We start from the raw sequence: 19,047 nt of genomic DNA, 5'->3' as shown, positions 1-19,047 counted from the left end.
TCGAAGCAACGGTTTCGCGCGTCATGTTGACAGCCGCAAGCGCAGGGTGCAAAGTTACTTTAACGATAAAGGTTTGGAGTGAGTGATGCCTGATAAACCGATGCCGAACACCGGCCCGACTGCGGGGAATGGCCAGGCGTCTGACCCAATTGTCGCGGAAATGCGCGAAAATTTCTTCTGCGCCATGATCTCGGATGTGCTGGACGCGCTTGGACATATGGATCAGGCCATGGCCCCCGGCCTGCGCCCGCTTGATGACAGTCTGGTCATGGTCGGCCGCGCGCGCACGATGCTTTACGCCGATGTCTATGCGCGGCCCGGCCCCGATGAAAACCACTATGCGTTGGAAATCGGGCTGGTCGACGACCTGCGCCCCGGTGACGTTGTCGTGGCTGCCTGCGGCAAGACGGGCCGGATCGCACCCTGGGGCGGGTTGCTGAGCACAGCCGCAACGGTCCGCCGGGCAGCAGGCGCAGTGATGGACGGCTGTGTGCGCGATATCCGGCAGGTGCGTGACCTGAAGTTTCCGGTCTTTTCAGGCGGGATTGCACCGCTTGACAGTATGGGGCGGGGCAAGGTGATCGAAGTTGACGTGCCGGTTGAATGCGGCGGTGTTTTGGTCAACGCCGGTGACATCGTTTTCGGCGATGCCGACGGCTGTGTCATCATACCAAAAGCGCTTGAAATGGCCGTTCTGGAAGAAGGCCGCGCAAAGCTCGCCGCCGAGAATAACTCCATGGACGCCCTTCGGGCCGGGCGCAAATTGACGGATGTCTACAACGAATTCGGGGCCCTGTAAGATGCCCGAAACGGCGGACATTTCTGGCCTCGCAAAGACCGGAAAGCGCAGCACTGGTTCGGGCCTTTTGCAACGATTCCTACAGATGGACGGGGCATCCGTTGCGCTGGTCTTTGCGCTTCTGATCATCGTCTTCATGATCACCGCGCCCCAGGCATTCCTTGGCTATCGGGTCTACATGAGCTTCATGGCGACCGTCCCGCCGCCCCTGATCATCGCCCTTGGTGTCACACTGGTCGCCGTGGCCGGGGAAATGGATCTGTCATTCCCCTCGGTCGTCGCGGCGGCAAGCTATGTCTTTGGGATGTTGTATCAGGATTGGGGCCTGACGTGGGTGGCGATGGCCTGTGCGATCGCCATTGGCACAACGATGGGGCTGATCAACGGTCTGGTCATCACGCTTCTGGGCATCCCCTCACTGATCGCGACGCTGGCCATGCTGTTTCTTTGGGGGGGCCTGGTGACGGTCGTGTCCGGGGGCATTCAGCTGGCCATTCCCGACATCTATGGCACCGCCATGCACAGCATTCTGGTCGGTCGCATCGGTGGCATCTTCCCGGCACAGATGATCTGGGCATTGCTGCTTTCGGTGTTTGTGTGGATGCTTCTGAACCGGCACCGGTTCGGTGAGAACCTGTTGTTCATCGGCGATAGTCTTGAAGTCGCCAAAGTCGTCGGCATCAACGCCACGCGTGAGAAGATCAAGTTATTCGCGCTGTCCGGCGCGCTGTCCGGTCTGGCGGGCGTTTTGCTGACGCTTGAAACGACGGCGTATTTCGCCAGCCAGGGCATGGGTTATCTGTTGACGGTGATCGCCGCCGTCTTCATCGGCGGAACTTCGATCTTTGGCGGTTCCGGGAAGGTCGTCGGGACGGTCTTTGCGGCCTTCATCGTCACCGTAATCGAAGCCGGGCTTGTGGCTTCGGGCATCCAGGGGTTCTGGACCCGCTTCTTCATCGGCTTTGTATTCATACTGTCCGTCACCGCCAACACAGTCATTGAGAACCCCGACAATGTGCCACTGGTACGCATGCTGCGACCCAGGATGCGCAAAAACAACTGAAACCAAATTCACCAACAGGAGGAACACTAAAATGAAACGCATGATAGGGACTCTTCTTTCCGCTATTGCTGCCGTTGGCATCGGCACTGCAAGTCTGTCTGCCCAGGACCGCGAACCGGTTGACGGCGACCTGACCATTTACATGCAACTTGGCGGAAATCCTGGCGGGCCCGCCACGCTTGCGCGTGAGTTGGGGGCCCGGGATGCAGCGCGCATTCTTGACATCGACCTGATCGAGCAACATTCGCAATGGGACCCGCAGCGCATGTTGCAACAAGCGAACGAGGCTTTGGCCGCGGCGCCGGACGCGATTATTGTCATGGGCCATCCTGGCACCGAAGCCATGACAAGTTTCCTGAACCGCGCAGGCCGCGAAGGTGTGACCGTTGTGGTGGGCAACAACAACCTGCCGGGGTCGGGCCGCAGCTATTTCGGGCTGGACAATTATGACGCCGGTGCAAACCTGGCCCGGCTTGCCGCGGATACCGGTGGGCTTGGCGCAGGCGACAAGGTCGTCGTCTATGGCGCGTTTATCGAGGGTGCGCCCGGTGCCAATGTTGCCGAAGGATCACTCGCGGCACTTGATGAAGCGGGTATCGCCTATGACACGCTGCAATGGTCGAACGAGGCGGTGCAGGATCCCTCGCTCGCCGTGCCGGTGTTGGTCAGCTATCTTGAAAGCAACCCCGATACCCGCGCGATCATCGTCCCCGGCCATGGCGGTATCACGGCTTTCCTTGGCAAGGTTCTGCGCGATGCCGGCAAGGATGCCGGTTCGGTCGTGACGGCCGGTTTCGATATTTCGCCCACGGCGATTGACGAAGTTAAAAAGGGCTATCTGACACTTGTGCTGGACCAGCAACCCTATCTTCAGGGCTTCATGCCGGTCGTGGCTGCGGTGCTCGAGTCCAAATACAGGCTTGGCGGTCTGTTCCTGAACACCGGCGGCGGTGTTGTCACCAAGGACAATGTCGACCTGATTGAATCGCTGGTCGCACAGGGCCTGCGCTAAAATCGAAATACCAGGGGCGGCGGTGGACCGCCGCCCCGTTAAAGGAGGCCAAGGGATGGGCGACCAACCGATTGTACAACTCAAAAACGTCGGCAAATCCTATGGCCCCGTCGTCAGCCTGCATGATGTCTCTTTAGAGATTGGCAGCAACGAAATCGTCGGTCTGATCGGCGACAATGGTGCGGGCAAATCGACCCTGATCAAGATCATGACAGGTGTCGAACCCCCGACCAGCGGCGAGGTCTCGATCCGGGGTGAGCGGATAGATATCGCAAATTATTCAGTCCAGCGCGCGCATGAGCTGCGCATCGAAACCGTGTATCAATCGTCATCGCTTGGCCGATTGTGTTGAAAAACTCCGTTTTAGGGCCTGAACGATGATTTTTCTTTCCATGCAGCCCGATCCTAAATTTTTGGCGCGGGGGTCGGCCCAAATCGCCTACATGCGCTCACGCGCAGCCATGCGCTGTCTCGTGGTCAAAGCTTTCCGACTATTTCGCTTCATAGGTTTTCGCAAGAAATCCGCGACGCTCTGATTTCGGAGTTTTTCAACACAATCGGCACAAAACAGCCGCTTTGGCGCAATTTCTTTGTCGGACGCCCCATCACGAACCGGCTCGGCTTTATCAAAGTGGCCGAACAGAAGCGCTTGTCAGAACAGATCATGCGCGAAACCATCGGTTTTCGCGGCGCAGGCATTGATGTTGATACGCCGGTTGGTCGGCTGTCAGGCGGTGAACGCCAGGGCGTCGCAATCGGCCGCGCCATGCATTTTGACAGCGATCTGATCGTGCTGGATGAACCGACCGTGGCTCTGGCCCTTTCCGAGGTCGAGAAGGTCCTGAACTTCATCCGCTCGATCAAGGAAAACGGCCGGTCCTGCATCTACATCGAACATAACATTCACCACGTTCACGCGGTCTGTGACCGGCTGATCGTTCTGGATCGTGGCCGCCTTGTCCTTGACTGCAAAACAGCTACGATGGGTTATGAGGAATTGATAACATTCCTGCGCGATCTTCATTTCGGACATCAGGAAGCCGTCGCGACCTGACGTCCGGGCATCTGCGCAGGCGCGTGAACGCGCAGGCCATTCCAATTGTAAGCTGCGATTCAGAATGGCGGTTTAGACGTCTTTTCCGCCGGTGAAGTGGAACTCGGCACCGGTGCGGATGCCTGACGGCCAGCGCATGGTCATGGTTTTCAGGCGCGTATAGAATCGCACCCCTTCCATGCCGTGAATATGGTGGTCCCCGAAAAGCGAGCGTTTCCAGCCGCCGAACGAATGATAGGCCACCGGAACCGGGATCGGCACATTGACGCCCACCATGCCGATCTGCGCGCGGGCCCAGAAATCGCGCGCGGCGTCGCCGTCCTGGGTGAAGATCGCGGTGCCGTTGCCATATTCATGGGTGTTGATCAGGTCCACGGCTTCTTCATAGCTTTGCGCACGCACGACCGACAGCACGGGGCCGAAGATCTCGTCCGTGTAGATCGACATATCGCGGGTCACGTTGTCGAACAGGCAGCCACCCACGAAATAGCCGTCTTCATATCCCTGAAGGCTGATGTCGCGGCCATCGACGACAAGGTTTGCACCCTTGTCGAGGCCCTGTTGGATGTAGTCGTGGATGCGGTCATAACTGGCTTTGGAGACCACCGGCCCAAGCTCGGACTCGGGATCGGTGTATGGCGCGACCTTGAGGGCGCGGATACGTGGTTCCAGCGCGGCAACCAGGCGGTCGGCAGTTTCTTCGCCCACGGGGACAGCCACGGACACGGCCATGCAGCGTTCGCCCGCCGATCCATAGGCCGAGCCGATCAGCGCGTCGGTCACCTGGTCCATGTCGGCGTCGGGCATGACCACAAGGTGGTTTTTGGCTCCACACAGGGCCTGCACCCGTTTGCCGTTCGACGTACCGCGCGAATAGATATAGTGGCCGATGGCGGTTGAACCGACAAAGCTGACTGCATCGACGCTTGGGTTGTCGAGAAGGGCGTCCACCGCCTCCTTGTCGCCGTTCACGACGCTGAAAACACCTTCGGGCAGTCCGGCTTCGGCCAGAAGTTCAGCGATGCGCATGACGACGGACGGGTCACGCTCGGACGGTTTCAAAACGAAAGCATTCCCGCAGGCGATGGCCACGGGGTACATCCACAAAGGCACCATGGCGGGGAAGTTGAAGGGCGTGATGCCAGCGACAACACCGACCGGTTGACGGACTGAGAAGCTGTCGACGCCGGAAGAAACCGCCTCGGAATATTCACCTTTCAGCACTTGCGGGATGCCGCAGGCGAATTCCACCACTTCGATGCCACGGGCGATCTCTCCCTTGGCGTCGGGCAGGGTTTTGCCGTGTTCGGCGGAAAGCAATTCGGCCAGTTCGTCGGTGTGTTTTTTCAGAAGATCGCGGAATTCGAACATCACCATGGCGCGTTTCGCCGGTGGGGTCGCGGCCCAGCCCGGCGCGGCGGCCGCAGCGGTTGCGACGACCTTGTCGACATCCGCCTTGGAGGCCAGCGCGACCTTGCCCGAAACGGCCCCCGTCGCGGGGTTATAGATGTCGGATGTACGCGCGGACGTGCCTGCCCAAGTGGCGTTAGACAGGAAGTGGGTGACGGTATTCATCGGAAGTCCTTTTTGGGTTTGCGCCGCCGGTCAGGCTCAGGGTCCATAGGCGACGGCGGGCAACCAGGTTGCCAGGAATGGGAAGAAGAAGATCACGCCAACCGCGATCAACTGGATTGTCATGAAAGGCAGGATGCCCTTGTAGATCGTACCGGTGGTGACGCCCTTCGGGGCCACCCCCTTCATATAAAACAGTGCAAATCCCACGGGCGGTGTGATGAACGAGGTTTGCAGCGTCACCGCAAACAGCACGGCGAACCAGACCAGGTTGACGTCCATGTCCAACAGGACCGGCGCTATCAGGGGCAGAAGGATCAGCGTGATCTCGATCCAGTCCAGAACGAAGCCCAGCAGGAAAGCGATGAACAGGATGACCAGAACGACGCCGCTTGGCCCGAATGGCAGACTGTTCAGGGCGTCCTCGATCAACTCGTCCCCGCCAAATCCGCGCAGCACCAGCGCGAAGGCCGTGGCCCCGACGAACAGCGCAAAGATGTAAGACGTTGTTTTCATGGTGCCTTGCAGCACATCGCGCAGGTTTGCAAAGCTCAGCCGCCCGCGCATCATGGCAAGCAAGGTCGCCCCCAACGCGCCAACGCCCGACGCTTCGGTCGGGGTGGCGATGCCAAAGAAGATGCTGCCCAGAACGGCAATGATCAGCAGGCTTGGCGGGACCGTGGATTTCAGCACGTTCAGAACCAGCCGTAAACGCACCGGTTCGGCATCGACCGGCGCGGGCGCAACGCCGGGCCGGGCCCAGGCATAGACCAGGATGAATAGCCCATAGAGCAGCCCCAGCATCAGGCCGGGCAGCATGGCGCCCATGAACAGATCGCCGACCGAGATGCGGATCTGGTCGGCCATCAGCACCAGCATGATCGAGGGCGGGATCAGGATGCCCAGCGTGCCGGTTGCACAAACCACGCCGCACGCCAGCGCCGCATCATAGTGGTGTTTCAGCATCAGCGGAATGCCAAGGATCGCCAGCAGCACCACGGCGGCACCGATGATCCCGGTCGAGGCGGCCAGCAGAACGCCGATCACCACGACAGTGATGGCAAGCCCCCCGCGGACCCGTCCGAACAACTTGGCAAGGTCGGTCATCAGGTCTTCGGCGATGCCGGATTTGTCCATCATGATACCCATGAAGACAAACATCGGCAGGGCCACCAGCACCCAGTTGTTCATCACTGCATAAATGCGGTCGACCACGATCGAGCTATAGCCCCAGTCAACGCCAAAGAAGGTATCCAGATAAGCGTCCGACATGACCGAGATGGCGGTAAAGGCCACGGCCAGACCACCCATCAGCCAGGCCACGGGATAGCCGGTGAATATCAGGCCCACGAAGCTGACGAACAGCGCGATGGCCATGTATTGTGCGGGATCGCTGATCATCTTCAGGCGCCCTTCATCGAAGGGGCGGCACCATAGCGCAGCGTGGTGAGAACCCGGAACAGCCGCGCAATGCCGACAAGCAGCAACAGGACAAAACTGAACAGCAAACATCCCTTGATCAGCCAGCGCGCCGGCAAGCCATTGGCCGAGGTTGAGGTTTCGTTGGTCTGCCAGGAAAGCTCGACGAAGGGGATCGCATAGAGGATCACGAACACCACGAAGGGCAGGAACAACAGCGTCAGCCCAAGAAATTCCAACACCATCCGGGCGCGCAGGGACAGGCGGTCATGCACCACGTCGACGCGCACATGCCCATCGGAAATGAAGGTATAGGACAGGCCGACCAGCCAGGCGGCTGCATATAGGTACCACTGAAGCTCTTCCAACTCGATCATGCCCTGGCTGAAGACATACCGCAGAATGACATTGCCGATGATCACGGCCAGAAGCACCAGCCAAAGCCAGCTGAAAACCTCGCCCACTTTGCCGACCACCTTGTCAATTGCTTGGCTGAGTCCTGTGTCGCGCATCACCTCGTCATCGTGGTGATGCAGGTCGCCTGCGCCCGTTGGGCCTGTCGGCTTATCGTCGGATTGCATGTGTCACCCCATCCCTGTCTGAACTTATTTCGGCAGCCCGGGTACAGGGCCCGGGCTGCCGCCTGTTCAGTTTAGGCTGAAACCCTAGTCAAAGTCGCGAGGCAGATAGCCCAGCTCTTTCCAGATCTGGTAATCAGCGTGGAAGGCTTTCTGCGATTCCCAGACACGGGCGAAATCGGCGTCCTTGGCGGCCTCTTCCGTCATGACTTCCAGGGTGACGCGCTTCAGTTCCTGAATGACGTCATCGGGCAGCTTGGCCGCGGTCACGCCCTTGTCAGGGAAGCTTCTGATCTGTGCGCCCTGCAATGCCTCGCCGGTGGTCAATGCGCGCATGGTGGCCGCCGTGCAGGCCATTTCAAACAGCGCCTGATCGGAAGACGACATCTTGTTCCATTCGTCCAGATTGATCAGCAAATGGGTCGAGGTTGAAGGCTGGTGCCAACCGGGGAACAGATTGTACTTGGCGATCTTGTGGAAGCCGAGGATTTCGTCGATGGCGGGCATCGAGTATTCCGTGGCATCCAGCGTGCCTTTTTCAAGGGCGGCAAAGATCTCGCCACCTGCCATCAGGGTTGCCGACGCTCCGATCCGGTTCAACACCTGACCGCCCAGTCCCGAGAAGCGGATTTTCAGCCCCTCAAGATCGCTGAGCTTGGTGATCGGCTTGCGGAACCAACCAGCGGTTTCCGGCCCGATCGTGCTGCACAGCAGGGGATGGATGTTCTGTTTGGCATAGATTTCTTCGGCCAGCCCGTGGCCTTCGCCTTCAAACCACCAGGCGGCGTATTCCCAGGGCTCCATACCGAATGGCACGGCCGAAAACAGCACGGCAGACGGGATGCGCCCCTGATCATAGGCCAGATAATTATAGGCCGCAGGCAGGTTGCCGTTGCTGATCGAGGGAGAGATTTCCAATGGCGGAACGATTTTGCCAGGCTCAAATATCTTCAACTGGATCCGCCCATCGGTGGCGGCATCCAGCATCTCGGACACGCGGGCAATCGGGTCACCCAGGGCGGGCCAGCCGGTATTGAACGTGGCCTGAACCTTCCAGCGAATTTTCTCCTGCGCGTCGGCGGGTACCGCAAATCCGGCACCAAGGCATAGCGCGGACAGGGCCGCAACGCCGACGACACGGCGGCTTAGCCCGGTCAGTGAGTTGGTAAGGGTTGTCATGTTGATCTCCTCCACAGTTGCAATTCTGGTCATGTTCAGGTGTCGAGCGCGATCTGCCTGCGCCTCGATGGTCGGGCGATCAGGCCCATGCCTCGTGATAGAGGTCTGTTATCTCTTGCGCGCTTCCGACGCGGGGGTTGTTGCTGGGCGCGCCAGAACGAACGGCGTCTTCGGCCATATGTGCGGCGGCGGCGGTGTAGGCGTCTTTGTCGATGCCAAACCCGGACATGGTCGGGACATCCAGCCGGATATTATAGGCGTACAGCCCCGCTACCAACGCGGCACTGGCCTTGTCATCACTGGCTGCGTCATCGGCCACACCGATCACGCGCGCGCAGGTCGCATAGCGGGCCAAGGCAGCGGGTCGCGAAAATTCCGTAACCGATGGCAGCAGCATCGCATTGCTCATCCCGTGGGGCACGTGAAACAGGCTACCCAGGGGGCGGCTCATCGCGTGAACAAGTGCAATTGACGCGTTCGAGAATGCCAGCCCGCCGAACGTGGCGGCCAGCATCAGGGCTTCGCGCGCGGCCAGATCCTCGGGGTTTTCATAGGCGGCGTCCAGGTTGGCCGCCACAAGGCGCATGCAATCCAGCGCCATGCGATCTGAAAACAGCGTGGCCTTCTGGCTGACATAAGCTTCGATTGCATGGGTCAGCGTATCCAGCCCGTTGTCCGCGATCAGGCGTTTCGGCTTGGTCAGTGTCAGGTTGAAATCAACAATCGCCGCAGTCGGGACAAACCCCTCACCCCGGCACGAGATCTTTTCCCGGCTATCGTCATGAATGATGACGGCGTGGTGGGTGACTTCTGATCCGGTTCCGGCCGTGGTCGGGATCGCAAGCATCGGCAGGCCCGGTGTATCGGATTGCAAGGGCGGGCGGTAATCCTGAATGTCTCGGCTGCCCCGTGCCATCACGGCAATGGCCTTTGCCGCATCAATCGGGCTGCCCCCGCCAAGCCCGATCACGGCGTCATGGCCCCCGCTTTCCAGCTTTTCGATCCCGGCCAGAACGATTGTATCGGTCGGGTCCGGAAGCACGGCGTCGAATACCGATGACGTCAGCCCGGCCTTTTTCAACAGCGACTGAACGCGTTCGGCCATGCCGCTTTCGGCCATGAACCTATCGGTCACAATCATGGGATTCCGGATCGCCCCCATGCGGCCCAGGACGTCCACAATGCCGTTCAGGGCGTCAGCACCAACTGACATAAAGCGAGGTGCGCAGACCCTGACATTCATCGGCTGTTCCTTTCCCCAAACCAGCGGCGCGGCACCGCTGATTGCAGACAAGCCTATGTGACGGGTTTCGCATCTGTCAACTAAGTGATGTTAATTTTCTCATTTAGTTGACTTTGATCTTTCCGTAACTCACCTTGGTTGCACCTGATCAGGCGGTTGCCAAATTGTCTTTCGTGTTGGAAATGAGTGTCGGGAGACCTCAGTTTCTTTTCGCGAAAACCGCGCCCATGCCGCCGAAGACCCAAGAACGAAAAGGCAGACCTGTGACCGAGAAGAAAACCACCCGGAATTCACCGCGCCGAATCCTCGAGATTATCGAAGCTATCTGCCTCAACCCGGAAGCGGCCACAGCCGCGCGCCTGTCGCAGTCATTGGAGATCCCGTCACCGACGATCTACCGGTGGCTGGATGCGCTGAGTGAGGAACGGTTCATCGCGCCAACAGCCTCGGGACATTATGTTCCGGGTGAACGGTTTCGCGACCTGATCCTGAACAGCCTTCAATATGAACCCAAGGTCACCGAACGGCGGTCTTTGCTGCGGTCCCTGTCGGATCAGTTGAAGGAAACCGTCAGTCTTTCAATCCCGCACGGCACCAAGCTGATCTATTTTGACAGGCTGGAATCGCATTGGCCGTTTCAGGTCAATCTGAAGGTTGGGGCGCCCCTGCCGCTGCATTGTTGTGCTTCGGGAAAGCTGTATCTTTCTACGCTGGACCCAAAGGCAGCGATGGGAGTTTTCGAACGCATTGCAAAGACAGAATTTGCGCGCAACACGATCACCACCAAGTCAGCATTTGCCGCCGAGTTAGAGAAAATTCGGACCCAAGGCTACGCAATCGACAATGAAGAATGGTTTGACGACATGGTGGGCGCTGCCGTGCCGATCTTTGGTGATTCCGGCGCATTGATGGCCTGTCTTTCGACCCATGCGTTAACGACGCGAAAGTCGGTTGATGACCTGGAAAAAGACATCCCGCAGATGCGGGACTTTGCCCTGAAACTGAAGGCCTGCCTGGGCGGATAAGCCGGGTTTTTTTGACCTCGATCAGGTTCTCGCCGCGCGCATTGAGCCACCGGCGACGGTTATGTTAGCGTGCTAATGAACTGCCGCATGATCACACTGGCCGGTTCGGCCATGCGCAGCAAACCGGGGACATGGCGTGGGTTCACGCCACAGGAGGACCGGAACCGGAATACGGTGCTGATCGCCGATTTCCCTTACGGAGGCGGGACATGCCCAGGAAGAAGAAGCAATGCCCAGACGTGAATTCCGGCACAGAAGACTATGTGCTTGAGGATCAGGTCGGATATCTCCTTCGGACTGCGGGGCAGCGCCATGCGCTGCTGTTTCAATCGCTTGCGCCTGCCGGGCTGACCCCGACGCAGTTTTCCGCGCTGGTCCGACTGGCGCAGCTTGGTGAATGCTCGCAAAACGAACTTGGGCGTCGCACGTCGATGGATGTCGCAACGATCAAGGGCGTGGTCGACAGGCTGCGCAAGAAGGGGTTGGTTGAAATGCGTATCGACCCGAATGACCGGCGCCGGGCGATGTTGTCCGTTGCCGCTGACAGCTGGGAATTGATCGACCAATTGCACGAGGCCGGACACCGCATTTCGGCCAGCACCATGTCGCCGCTGACCGCGACGGAAAAGGAAAAGCTGCTGTATTTGCTAAAGAGAATCAGTTGATCGCGACGCTTTGATGGCGTCGCCCCCTGCCCGACCGAATTGCGCCAGCGATTATGCCAGTGGATTGGTGAACCAGCCAACGCGTCGAAACCTCGGAATTCGGGCAGCGTTGACTGATGCAAGTCCTTTGAAAACGGCTTTACTGATCCGGCGTCGCGGGGCGCAGGCTTGCCGGAATATCCTGATAACACACCGGTCGCAGGAAGCGGCGGATCGCCATCGTTCCGACCGAGGTTGCGCCGAAATTGGTCGAGGCCGGATAAGGACCGCTGTGTACCATACTGTCGCAAACCTCGACCCCGGTCGGAAAACCGTTCGCCAGAAGACGCCCTGCCTTGCGCTCCAGAATCGGCATGAGTGTTTTGGCCGCCTTTTCATCCGACGCATCCAACTGCAACGTGCAGGTCAACTGCCCTTCCAGCGTTTTTGCGACCTGCGCCATCTGATCCAGATCTTCGGCTTCAACCACAATGGCCAGCGGGCCGAAAACCTCGTCATGCAGGGCGGGGGTTTCCAACCAAGTCTTGGCCGAAGTCCTGAACAATTGCGGCCCGGCGGACCTTGTTGCGTTGTCCGAGGTCACGACAGCCTCGATTCCCGCCGTGTCCGAAACGGCACTGCAACCGGCCTGGAAGGCTGCGGATATTCCATCGGTCAGCATTGTCTGCGCCCCGACCTGGCGCAGGGCCTTGGCGGTGGAGTCGACGAAAATGTCGGCATCGCTGCCAGAAATCACCACGGCCACGCCCGGGTTGGTGCAGAATTGCCCCGCCCCCATGGTCAGCGATCCGGCCCAGCCGGCGCCGATGTCCGCGCCGCGCGCGGCCATGGCATCGGGCATTACGAACATCGGATTGGTTGACCCAAGCTCTCCGAAAAACGGGATCGGATTGGGGCGGCTGGCGGCGATGTCGAACAGGGCGCGCCCGGCACGTTGCGATCCGGTAAATCCGACGGCTGTGATAAGCGGATGTTTGACCAGAGTTTCGCCAACGACATGTCCGCCGTCCAGCACTTGGCTGAATACACCGGGATGCACGCCCGTGGCCCTGATCGCCGCGTCGAAAGCCTGGGCGATGTAATCCGCGATGCCGGGATGCGCCGGGTGTCCCTTGACCACGACAGGGCAGCCCGCCGCCAGCGCCGCCGCCGTGTCGCCGCCCGCCGATGAAAACGCGAGCGGGAAGTTCGACGCACCGAAAACCGCGACCGGGCCTATCGGGCGCTGCAACAGATGCAGATCGGGGCGCGGCAGGGGGGCACGGTCTGGCAACGCCGGGTCGTGGCGATGATCCAGATGGCTACCCGCACGAATATGCGCCGCAAACAGGCGGAGTTGGGCGACGGTTCGGCCACGCTCTCCCTGCAGGCGCGCTTGGGGCAGGCCGGTTTCTTTCACGCCGATTTCGGTAATCTGATCACCGCGTGCATCTATCTGGCTGGCAACCTCGTCAAGGAATGCGCCGCGGGTGTCGTCGCTGGCGTAACCATAGGACCAGAATGCCTGTTCTGCGACCTGGCAGGCGCGATCCACCATCTGGGGCGTGCCGCAGGCAAAACTGTCGGGTGCGCCGCTGACGGGTTCATTTTCGAACGTCGCGTCCGCGCCGACCCAGTCGCCAGCGATCAGTGATTTACCTTTGAGCATCATTATTCCTGTTCATATTCGATGAGGGTCAGTCCAGCCTCGGCCAGCATTTGCGCCGAGACCTGAAAGCTGTGATCAAGCGCGCCATCCGCCTGGGGGATCGGCGGCGCGACGATTTTGGTCACACCAGACTGGATCAGCGCCCGCCCGCAATCCGCACAGGGAAAACGGTTGACGTAGGCGGTGCATCCAGCCAGCGAAACGCCCGCGCGGGCGGCGTTGTAAACCGCGTTGCGTTCGGCGTGTTCGATCCAAAAAAATTTCTCTCCGCTGGGGCGGTCGAAGCGGGCGTCATCCGTATCGGATACGCCGCGCGGCAGGCCGTTGTAACCGGTGGCGCGGACGACGTGGCCCTCGGGGTCCACAATGACGCATCCGACCTGAAAATCGCGATCCTCGGACCAGCTGGCGATGTGATCGCACGGCCCCATGAACCGGTGTGACCATTCGATTTCATCCGCCATTCTCTGCGCCCTTCGATGGTTGCACCAATGTCGCGAGTTCCGGCGGATCGGCGATGGCCGGTTGCTTTTCAGACCAGCCGCCGGGTTCAACCACCTCTCCGGCCGCATTGCGAAAGGCGGCGGCGTTCAGATCGACAAAGGGGAGTTCTTCGGTTGGGACTTCGTCGTCGTAGCGGATCGCATCGACCGGGCAGATGCTTTCGCACATGCCGCATTCGATGCATTCGGTGGGGTGGATGTAGTACATCCGCTCCCCCTCATAGATGCAGTCCACCGGGCATGAGGTTGTGCAGATACCGTCCTTCACGTCGACACAGGCGCTGATAATGACAAGTGTCACCGGATCACCGGCCCTTCCAGACCGGCGCGCGTTTTTCGCGAAAAGCGGTGACGCCTTCGTCGGCGTCTTCAGAGTTCAGCGCCGCGATCAATTCGGGCGTTTCGCGGGCAAACGCATCGTGGACCGGCATGGTGGCGGTTTCGCGGGTGACGGATTTGATGGCGCGCAGGGACAGAGGCGCTGCTGCAAGGATATCGGCGACCCAGCGGTCAACCTCGGCGTCCAGATCAGCGGCGGGGACCACGGCATTCACCAGACCATAACGCGCCATTTCTTCCGCCGGTGCAATCCGACCCGTCATCATCATGCCGACCGCGATGTTGCGTGGGATCAGGCGTTGCAGCAGCACAATGCCGCCGTCCAGCGGCACCCGGCCCACGCGGGCTTCGGGCAGGCCAAAGCGGGCTGTGTCGGCGGCGATCACGATGTCGCAGCCCATGACCATTTCCAGCCCGCTGCCCAGCGCCAAGCCATTCACACGGGCAATCACCGGCGTTTTCAATGTCTTGCGCAGCGCTAGTCCTGCGCAATCTTGAATTTCTTTCCAGTATTCGACACCCGTCTTACTGCCACCCGCCTTCATGTCCGCCCCGGCACAGAACGCTTTTTCGCCCGCGCCGGTCAGCACGACGCAGCGGATGTCGGGGGTTGCTTCCACCTCGGCCCAGACCTCGGCCAACCGCTGGAATGTCGCCGGGTCGATGGCGTTCATCCGCTCGGGCCTGTCGATGGTGACCCGTGCGACGTGGTCTTTGACGTCGAAAATGACGCTCATTCAGCGGCCTCGGTTCGCAGCAGCGTGGCGAGTTCCTGCAACACCTCGTCGGTATGTTCGCCCAGTTTCGGCGGCAGATGGCGGACCTCCATCGGGGCGGCGCTCAGATGCACCGGGGACCCGACGACGGTGACTTCGCCCAACACGGGATGATCAATCGGGCAGAGCATGTCGTTGATCCGGGTCTGTGGATCGTCCAGCGCTTCGCCCAGGGATTTGACCGGGGCGCACAGCAAATCCTGCGCCTCTAGCCGTTCAAGCCAATGGGCCGAGGTATTGGTGGCGATGCGGGTGCGAAACGTGTCCTGCAGGAACGGTTTGTTGGCGCGCTGGGTGTCGAGCGTGGGATACTCCGGCGACAGGTCGTCGATTTCCAGCGCGTTGCAGATATCCTGCAACGGGTTCGCCTTGAACGCGCCGACGATGACAATCGCGCCGTCGGTCGTATCAAACACGCCGGTCAGCGGCATCGCGGCCCAGTTCAGAACCTCGCGATGTTTCGACCATTGCGCGGCCTCCTGCATCTGCATGGCGATCATGCTGTCATACAGCGAAACGTTGACCTGCTGGCCGGTCCCGGTCTTTTCGCGCATCAAAAGAGCGGCCAGAATCCCCTGCACCAGATGCATGCCGGCCGAATAATCGCACAGCGTTGTCGGATAGATCGACTTCGGGATCGAGGGGTCCTGGGTTTTCTCCATCACCCCGGTCATCGCCTGGGCCAGCACGTCCTGCCCGCCCTTGTGGGCATAGGGCCCCGTCGGTCCGAACCCTGTGCCCGAGGCGCAGATGATCCGCGGGTTGATCTTGCAAAGGTCATCATACCCGAACCCCAGCCGCCCCATCACACCGGCGCGGAAATTGTCGACCACCACATCCGCCGTGCGCACAAGGTCCAGCACCTGCTGGCGGCCCTCGTCCGACTTCGTGTTGATGGTGATCGAACGTTTGTTGCGGTTGAGCGAGGCGAAAACCGCATTGTTCGCCGCCAGTTCCGACGGATCACCGAAGAAGTTGCGGGACAGATCGCCGCTGCCGGGGCGTTCGATCTTGATCACATCCGCGCCAAAATCGCCCAGCATCTGCGTGGCACAGGGGCCAAGCATCACCTGGGTGAAGTCGATCACGCGAACACCGCTCAGCGGCATTGTGGCTTCAGTCATGGGTAACCTCGTTACTCGGCCGCAACCGGATTTTCGATCAGCGCGTTGGGCGATGGCTTGTCACCGGGGTCAGCACCCTGGGCGCGCATCTGCTTCTGGATTGCCTTGTGATCGACATTGCGCAGCGCCAGATCGCCGTTCAGTGCCAACGACACAGCAACACCCGCCGCTTCGCCCTGCGCCTGACAGGGCGGGATTTCGCGGCTGAGTTTCTGTGCATCGCTTTCAACGGAATAGTGCCGCCCGGCAACGATCAGATTGTCGATCCCCTTGGGCAACAGCGCGCGGTAGGGGGTATAGTAGTCGCGGCCCCGGCAGACGGTATCCTCGAAGTAGCGGCGAGACTTCACGTCGTCCTTGTTCACCACATACTCTCCCTGCAACAGGCGAGTCTGGCGGATGCCCATCTGTTCTGCGGCACCCAACATCTCGGCATTCTCAAAGCCGGGGATGTTCTCCTTGGCGAATTTGTAAAGGTTCATCATCCGCTCGCGGCCCTCAACCTCGCTTTCAACCATGCTTTCGACGGACAGCCCGTCATAGCCGGGCATATGCGGGCAGTTGCACCAGACGATGCCGGGCAGCGGGGTTTTCAGCCACCACATGCCCCAGGCCCCACCGATGACGCGGCGGGCCTGCCGGTCGAGTTTCTTATATTCCTCGGGCTCGGCAAATTCGAAGGCGATGGCTTTTTCCGTGTCGACATTGGCCATGCGGAAAACGGTGGTGACGATGTATTGGCCGTCGATGTATTCGGCCCCTGCCGACACACCCACATCCAGATCACCCGTCGCATCCACAACATATTTGGCACGGATCGCCTGACGACCCAGTTTGGTCTGGGCGATCACGCCGGTGATCTTGCCGCCTTCGCGCAGCACGCCCGAGAACCAGCTGTGGGTGCGCAGGTTGACCTTAGCCTCGCGCACCATGTCCAGGCTGACACGCTTCCAGCCGTCCGGATCAAAGGCGACGGCGTGGATGATCGGCTGCGGCATCATCGCCTTGTGGAAATCAATGCAGCCCCAGCGTGACCATTTCTGCCAGGCCTCCCAATTGGTCTGGCATTCCTCGCTTGGGGGATAGACGGCAGCGTTCTGCTTGCTCATCCGGTCGACGAATTCGCTGACGATGCCGGTGGTGACGATCTCATTGCCCTCATTCACCATGTCGTCCAGCACCAGAACCATCCCGCCCGAGGCCATGCCGCCCAGATGGTGATAGCGTTCCAGCAACGTGACCAAGGCGCCGTTGCGCACCGCCGAGATCGCCGCCGCATGGCCCGCTGGCCCGGCGCCCACGACCACCACGTCGCAATCGGCGACCACGGGGATCTGTTCTGCATCTGCCTGGACAAACGTTGTGTGACGTTCTGACATTGTCATGTCCTCCTGTTTGGATCGACCCGTTCAAGGGCCGGAAAATCTGTTGTTCTCACCAGCGGACGATCAGTTTCTCGGCAATCGTGACGCTGGCAAACAGCACCACAGACAGCCCGGACGAAACGAAAACCGTGGCGTAAAGCAATGGAGAGCGGAAGTTGAAGGTGCTTTCGATGATCAGCGCGCCAAGACCCACATTCGCCCCGATCCATTCGCCCACAATTGCGCCGATCACACAGGTGGTGGCGGCGATCTTGAGGGCCGAGAACAGAAACGGCAGTGAGGATGGAAGGCGGATTTTCCAGAACACCTCGGACTTCGACGCGCTGAGGATGCGCGCCAGTTCCAGCGTTTGGGGCGACACGGCCTGCAACCCCCGCACCATATTCACCAGCGTCGGGAAGAAGCAGATGAGTGAGGCGATGACGACCTTGGCGGTCATGCCGGGGCCGAAGATCAGTACCAGGATCGGCGCGATGGCGAGGATCGGGATCGTGTTGATGAAGACCGCGATTGGAAAGAACGCGCGTTCGACTGTGCGGCTGTGCACGAAGGCGATGGCCAGCAGGATCGCCGCCAGATTGCCCATGGCAAAGCCCGACAGGCTTTCGATCAGGGTCGGCCACAGGTTGCGCAAAAGCAGCGGGTATTCATTGGCGAAGACGCTCAAAATATCCGTGGGTGCGGGCGCGATGTATTGCAGCACGCCGAACAGGCGCACGCCCAACTGCCAGATCAGCAGCAATGCCAGCGCGGTGCCGATGGGAATGGCCGAATTCCTCAGCCGTTCACGCGCCTGCACGCTCAGGCCGGCGGTCGGTTTGGGCTGACTTGGGGTTTGGGCCTGCGATTGAGGTTCCGTGACGGCCATCAGCACTCCTCCAGCAATTTGCGCAACTGGCTGCAATAGGCGTTGAATTCCGGTCCCTCGCGCAGCGCAATCTCACGCGGGTAAGGCAGGTCGATGTCGATCACGTCCTTGATGCGACCCGGATGCGCCTTCAGCATCAGGACCTTCTGACCCAGGAATACGGCTTCGGGGATAGAATGCGTCACGAACAGGATCGTCGTGCCGGTTTGCTTCCAGATATCCAGAAGTTGCAGGTTCAGATGGTCGCGCGTCATTTCGTCCAGCGCGCCAAAGGGTTCATCCATCAACAGCAGTTTCGGCTGGCAGACCAGTGCGCGGGCAATGGCGACACGCTGGCGCATGCCGCCGGATAATTCGTGGGGCAAGGCATCTTCGCGGCCCTTCAGACCGACCAGCTCCAGCAGCTCCATCGGCGTGCGGTCGCCGCGCGGTATTTCGATCCCGCGTTTCTTGCCCATTTCCAGCGGCAATTCGACGTTCTTGATCGCGCTGCGCCAGGGCAGCAGGGTCGCGTCCTGAAAGACGAAGGCAAATTCGCGGGCCAGGCGCGCCGCCTCGGTCGATTTGCCAAGGATCGTGACGGTGCCTGCGGCGGGCGGAACAAGATCCGACACCAGCCTGAGCATCGTGGATTTCCCGCAGCCCGACGGGCCGAGGATCGTCCACATCTCACCTTCGCCGATCTCCAGCGAGATATCGGTCAGCGCGGTGAAATCGCCAAACTTCACCGACGCATCGGTGAGGGAGGCCGCGATGCTGCGGCCTTCCCCGGTAGTATGTGCGGTGTCCATCACC

Annotated in this window: 20 protein-coding genes; 7 read left to right on the top strand and 13 right to left on the bottom strand. The window is 60.3% G+C overall.

Annotation, left to right across the window (positions count from 1 at the left end; genetic code table 11):
- The first annotated feature begins 160 nt into the window (after nucleotides 1-160).
- From GKR99_02370 to GKR99_02350, 5 genes are all read left to right on the top strand, one after another.
- Complete coding sequence (locus tag GKR99_02370; protein ID NKB26454.1) at nucleotides 161-799, top strand: RraA family protein; 639 nt, start codon at nucleotides 161-163, stop codon at nucleotides 797-799.
- A 67-nt stretch (nucleotides 800-866) separates the two neighbouring features.
- On the top strand, nucleotides 867-1,862 hold the full coding sequence (locus GKR99_02365; GenBank protein NKB26453.1) for an ABC transporter permease: 996 nt from the start codon (nucleotides 867-869) through the stop codon (nucleotides 1,860-1,862).
- On the top strand, nucleotides 1,813-2,874 hold the full coding sequence (locus GKR99_02360) for a substrate-binding domain-containing protein (protein NKB26452.1): 1,062 nt from the start codon (nucleotides 1,813-1,815) through the stop codon (nucleotides 2,872-2,874). Before GKR99_02365 ends, GKR99_02360 begins: the two co-directional genes overlap by 50 nt.
- A 55-nt stretch (nucleotides 2,875-2,929) precedes the next feature.
- Nucleotides 2,930-3,226 carry an ATP-binding cassette domain-containing protein gene (locus GKR99_02355; GenBank protein ID NKB26451.1) on the top strand — a complete coding sequence of 99 codons (297 nt, stop codon included), beginning with the start codon at nucleotides 2,930-2,932 and terminating at the stop codon, nucleotides 3,224-3,226.
- 57 nt (nucleotides 3,227-3,283) lie between these two features.
- Entirely contained in the window at nucleotides 3,284-3,928 is a 645-nt protein-coding gene (locus GKR99_02350; GenBank protein NKB26450.1) for an ATP-binding cassette domain-containing protein, read from the top strand.
- 72 nt (nucleotides 3,929-4,000) lie between these two features.
- On the opposite strand, the gene mmsA is transcribed toward GKR99_02350, so the two are convergent.
- The 5 genes from mmsA to GKR99_02325 form a co-directional block, all read right to left on the bottom strand.
- Nucleotides 4,001-5,503, bottom strand: coding sequence for a CoA-acylating methylmalonate-semialdehyde dehydrogenase (gene mmsA / locus GKR99_02345; GenBank protein ID NKB26449.1), 1,503 nt, complete (start codon nucleotides 5,501-5,503; stop codon nucleotides 4,001-4,003).
- A 36-nt stretch (nucleotides 5,504-5,539) separates the two neighbouring features.
- A complete protein-coding gene (locus tag GKR99_02340) occupies nucleotides 5,540-6,901 on the bottom strand; it encodes a TRAP transporter large permease subunit (protein ID NKB26448.1) in 1,362 nt (453 codons plus the stop codon).
- A gap of 2 nt (nucleotides 6,902-6,903) precedes the next feature.
- Nucleotides 6,904-7,500: a TRAP transporter small permease subunit gene (locus GKR99_02335; GenBank protein NKB26447.1), complete on the bottom strand. Its 597-nt coding sequence runs from the start codon at nucleotides 7,498-7,500 to the stop codon at nucleotides 6,904-6,906.
- A gap of 84 nt (nucleotides 7,501-7,584) precedes the next feature.
- Nucleotides 7,585-8,676 carry a C4-dicarboxylate ABC transporter gene (locus GKR99_02330; protein ID NKB26446.1) on the bottom strand — a complete coding sequence of 364 codons (1,092 nt, stop codon included), beginning with the start codon at nucleotides 8,674-8,676 and terminating at the stop codon, nucleotides 7,585-7,587.
- Nucleotides 8,677-8,755: 79 nt separating this feature from the next.
- Nucleotides 8,756-9,919, bottom strand: coding sequence for an iron-containing alcohol dehydrogenase (locus GKR99_02325; GenBank protein ID NKB26445.1), 1,164 nt, complete (start codon nucleotides 9,917-9,919; stop codon nucleotides 8,756-8,758).
- 182 nt (nucleotides 9,920-10,101) lie between these two features.
- On the opposite strand from GKR99_02325, the gene GKR99_02320 reads away from it, so the two are divergent.
- Nucleotides 10,102-10,944, top strand: a complete 843-nt coding sequence (locus GKR99_02320; GenBank protein NKB26444.1) for a hypothetical protein — start codon at nucleotides 10,102-10,104, stop codon at nucleotides 10,942-10,944.
- A gap of 209 nt (nucleotides 10,945-11,153) precedes the next feature.
- Entirely contained in the window at nucleotides 11,154-11,609 is a 456-nt protein-coding gene (locus tag GKR99_02315) for a MarR family transcriptional regulator (protein NKB26443.1), read from the top strand.
- 139 nt (nucleotides 11,610-11,748) lie between these two features.
- Here GKR99_02315 and GKR99_02310 read toward each other — a convergent pair whose 3' ends face one another.
- Genes GKR99_02310 through GKR99_02275 form a run of 8 tightly spaced genes read right to left on the bottom strand, consistent with a single transcriptional unit; the run spans nucleotide 11,749 to nucleotide 19,043 of the window.
- Nucleotides 11,749-13,257, bottom strand: a complete 1,509-nt coding sequence (locus GKR99_02310; protein NKB26442.1) for an aldehyde dehydrogenase family protein — start codon at nucleotides 13,255-13,257, stop codon at nucleotides 11,749-11,751.
- A 2-nt stretch (nucleotides 13,258-13,259) separates the two neighbouring features.
- Nucleotides 13,260-13,721 carry a dCMP deaminase gene (locus GKR99_02305; protein ID NKB26441.1) on the bottom strand — a complete coding sequence of 154 codons (462 nt, stop codon included), beginning with the start codon at nucleotides 13,719-13,721 and terminating at the stop codon, nucleotides 13,260-13,262.
- Nucleotides 13,711-14,061, bottom strand: a complete 351-nt coding sequence (locus GKR99_02300) for a ferredoxin (GenBank protein ID NKB26440.1) — start codon at nucleotides 14,059-14,061, stop codon at nucleotides 13,711-13,713. Before GKR99_02300 ends, GKR99_02305 begins: the two co-directional genes overlap by 11 nt.
- Nucleotides 14,062-14,065: 4 nt before the next feature.
- The gene (locus GKR99_02295) at nucleotides 14,066-14,836 is read right to left on the bottom strand and encodes a crotonase (protein ID NKB26439.1); all 771 of its coding nucleotides are present in this window, start codon (nucleotides 14,834-14,836) and stop codon (nucleotides 14,066-14,068) included.
- Nucleotides 14,833-15,999 carry a CoA transferase gene (locus tag GKR99_02290; protein NKB26438.1) on the bottom strand — a complete coding sequence of 389 codons (1,167 nt, stop codon included), beginning with the start codon at nucleotides 15,997-15,999 and terminating at the stop codon, nucleotides 14,833-14,835. Before GKR99_02290 ends, GKR99_02295 begins: the two co-directional genes overlap by 4 nt.
- A gap of 11 nt (nucleotides 16,000-16,010) precedes the next feature.
- Nucleotides 16,011-17,378: an FAD-dependent oxidoreductase gene (locus GKR99_02285; GenBank protein ID NKB26437.1), complete on the bottom strand. Its 1,368-nt coding sequence runs from the start codon at nucleotides 17,376-17,378 to the stop codon at nucleotides 16,011-16,013.
- Between the two features lie 55 nt (nucleotides 17,379-17,433).
- On the bottom strand, nucleotides 17,434-18,252 hold the full coding sequence (locus GKR99_02280; GenBank protein NKB26436.1) for an ABC transporter permease subunit: 819 nt from the start codon (nucleotides 18,250-18,252) through the stop codon (nucleotides 17,434-17,436).
- Entirely contained in the window at nucleotides 18,252-19,043 is a 792-nt protein-coding gene (locus tag GKR99_02275) for an ATP-binding cassette domain-containing protein (protein ID NKB26435.1), read from the bottom strand. The genes GKR99_02280 and GKR99_02275 overlap by 1 nt, the downstream gene beginning before the upstream one ends.
- Between the last annotated feature and the right edge of the window lie 4 nt (nucleotides 19,044-19,047).

It is taken from the genome of Paracoccaceae bacterium, from assembly GCA_012103375.1.
Classification (GTDB): Bacteria; Pseudomonadota; Alphaproteobacteria; order Rhodobacterales; family Rhodobacteraceae; genus WLWX01.
The sequence above is the reverse complement of the archived record's forward strand: the minus strand, read 5'-3'. Positions and strand labels throughout refer to the sequence as shown.

Bases quoted from the DNA above. Each gene is read 5' to 3' on its own strand.
- GKR99_02330 (NKB26446.1), bottom strand. From the start codon at position 8,676: ATGACAACCCTTACCAACTCACTGACCGGGCTAAGCCGCCGTGTCGTC.
- GKR99_02355 (NKB26451.1), top strand. From the start codon at position 2,930: ATGGGCGACCAACCGATTGTACAACTCAAAAACGTCGGCAAATCCTAT.
- GKR99_02370 (NKB26454.1), top strand. From the start codon at position 161: ATGCGCGAAAATTTCTTCTGCGCCATGATCTCGGATGTGCTGGACGCG.
- GKR99_02275 (NKB26435.1), bottom strand. From the start codon at position 19,043: ATGGACACCGCACATACTACCGGGGAAGGCCGCAGCATCGCGGCCTCC.
- GKR99_02315 (NKB26443.1), top strand. From the start codon at position 11,154: ATGCCCAGGAAGAAGAAGCAATGCCCAGACGTGAATTCCGGCACAGAA.
- GKR99_02305 (NKB26441.1), bottom strand. From the start codon at position 13,721: ATGGCGGATGAAATCGAATGGTCACACCGGTTCATGGGGCCGTGCGAT.
- GKR99_02360 (NKB26452.1), top strand. From the start codon at position 1,813: ATGTGCCACTGGTACGCATGCTGCGACCCAGGATGCGCAAAAACAACT.
- GKR99_02280 (NKB26436.1), bottom strand. From the start codon at position 18,252: ATGGCCGTCACGGAACCTCAATCGCAGGCCCAAACCCCAAGTCAGCCC.
- mmsA (NKB26449.1), bottom strand. From the start codon at position 5,503: ATGAATACCGTCACCCACTTCCTGTCTAACGCCACTTGGGCAGGCACG.
- GKR99_02340 (NKB26448.1), bottom strand. From the start codon at position 6,901: ATGATCAGCGATCCCGCACAATACATGGCCATCGCGCTGTTCGTCAGC.
- GKR99_02335 (NKB26447.1), bottom strand. From the start codon at position 7,500: ATGCAATCCGACGATAAGCCGACAGGCCCAACGGGCGCAGGCGACCTG.
- GKR99_02285 (NKB26437.1), bottom strand. From the start codon at position 17,378: ATGTCAGAACGTCACACAACGTTTGTCCAGGCAGATGCAGAACAGATC.
- GKR99_02290 (NKB26438.1), bottom strand. From the start codon at position 15,999: ATGACTGAAGCCACAATGCCGCTGAGCGGTGTTCGCGTGATCGACTTC.
- GKR99_02295 (NKB26439.1), bottom strand. From the start codon at position 14,836: ATGAGCGTCATTTTCGACGTCAAAGACCACGTCGCACGGGTCACCATC.
- GKR99_02320 (NKB26444.1), top strand. From the start codon at position 10,102: ATGAGTGTCGGGAGACCTCAGTTTCTTTTCGCGAAAACCGCGCCCATG.
- GKR99_02310 (NKB26442.1), bottom strand. From the start codon at position 13,257: ATGCTCAAAGGTAAATCACTGATCGCTGGCGACTGGGTCGGCGCGGAC.
- GKR99_02325 (NKB26445.1), bottom strand. From the start codon at position 9,919: ATGAATGTCAGGGTCTGCGCACCTCGCTTTATGTCAGTTGGTGCTGAC.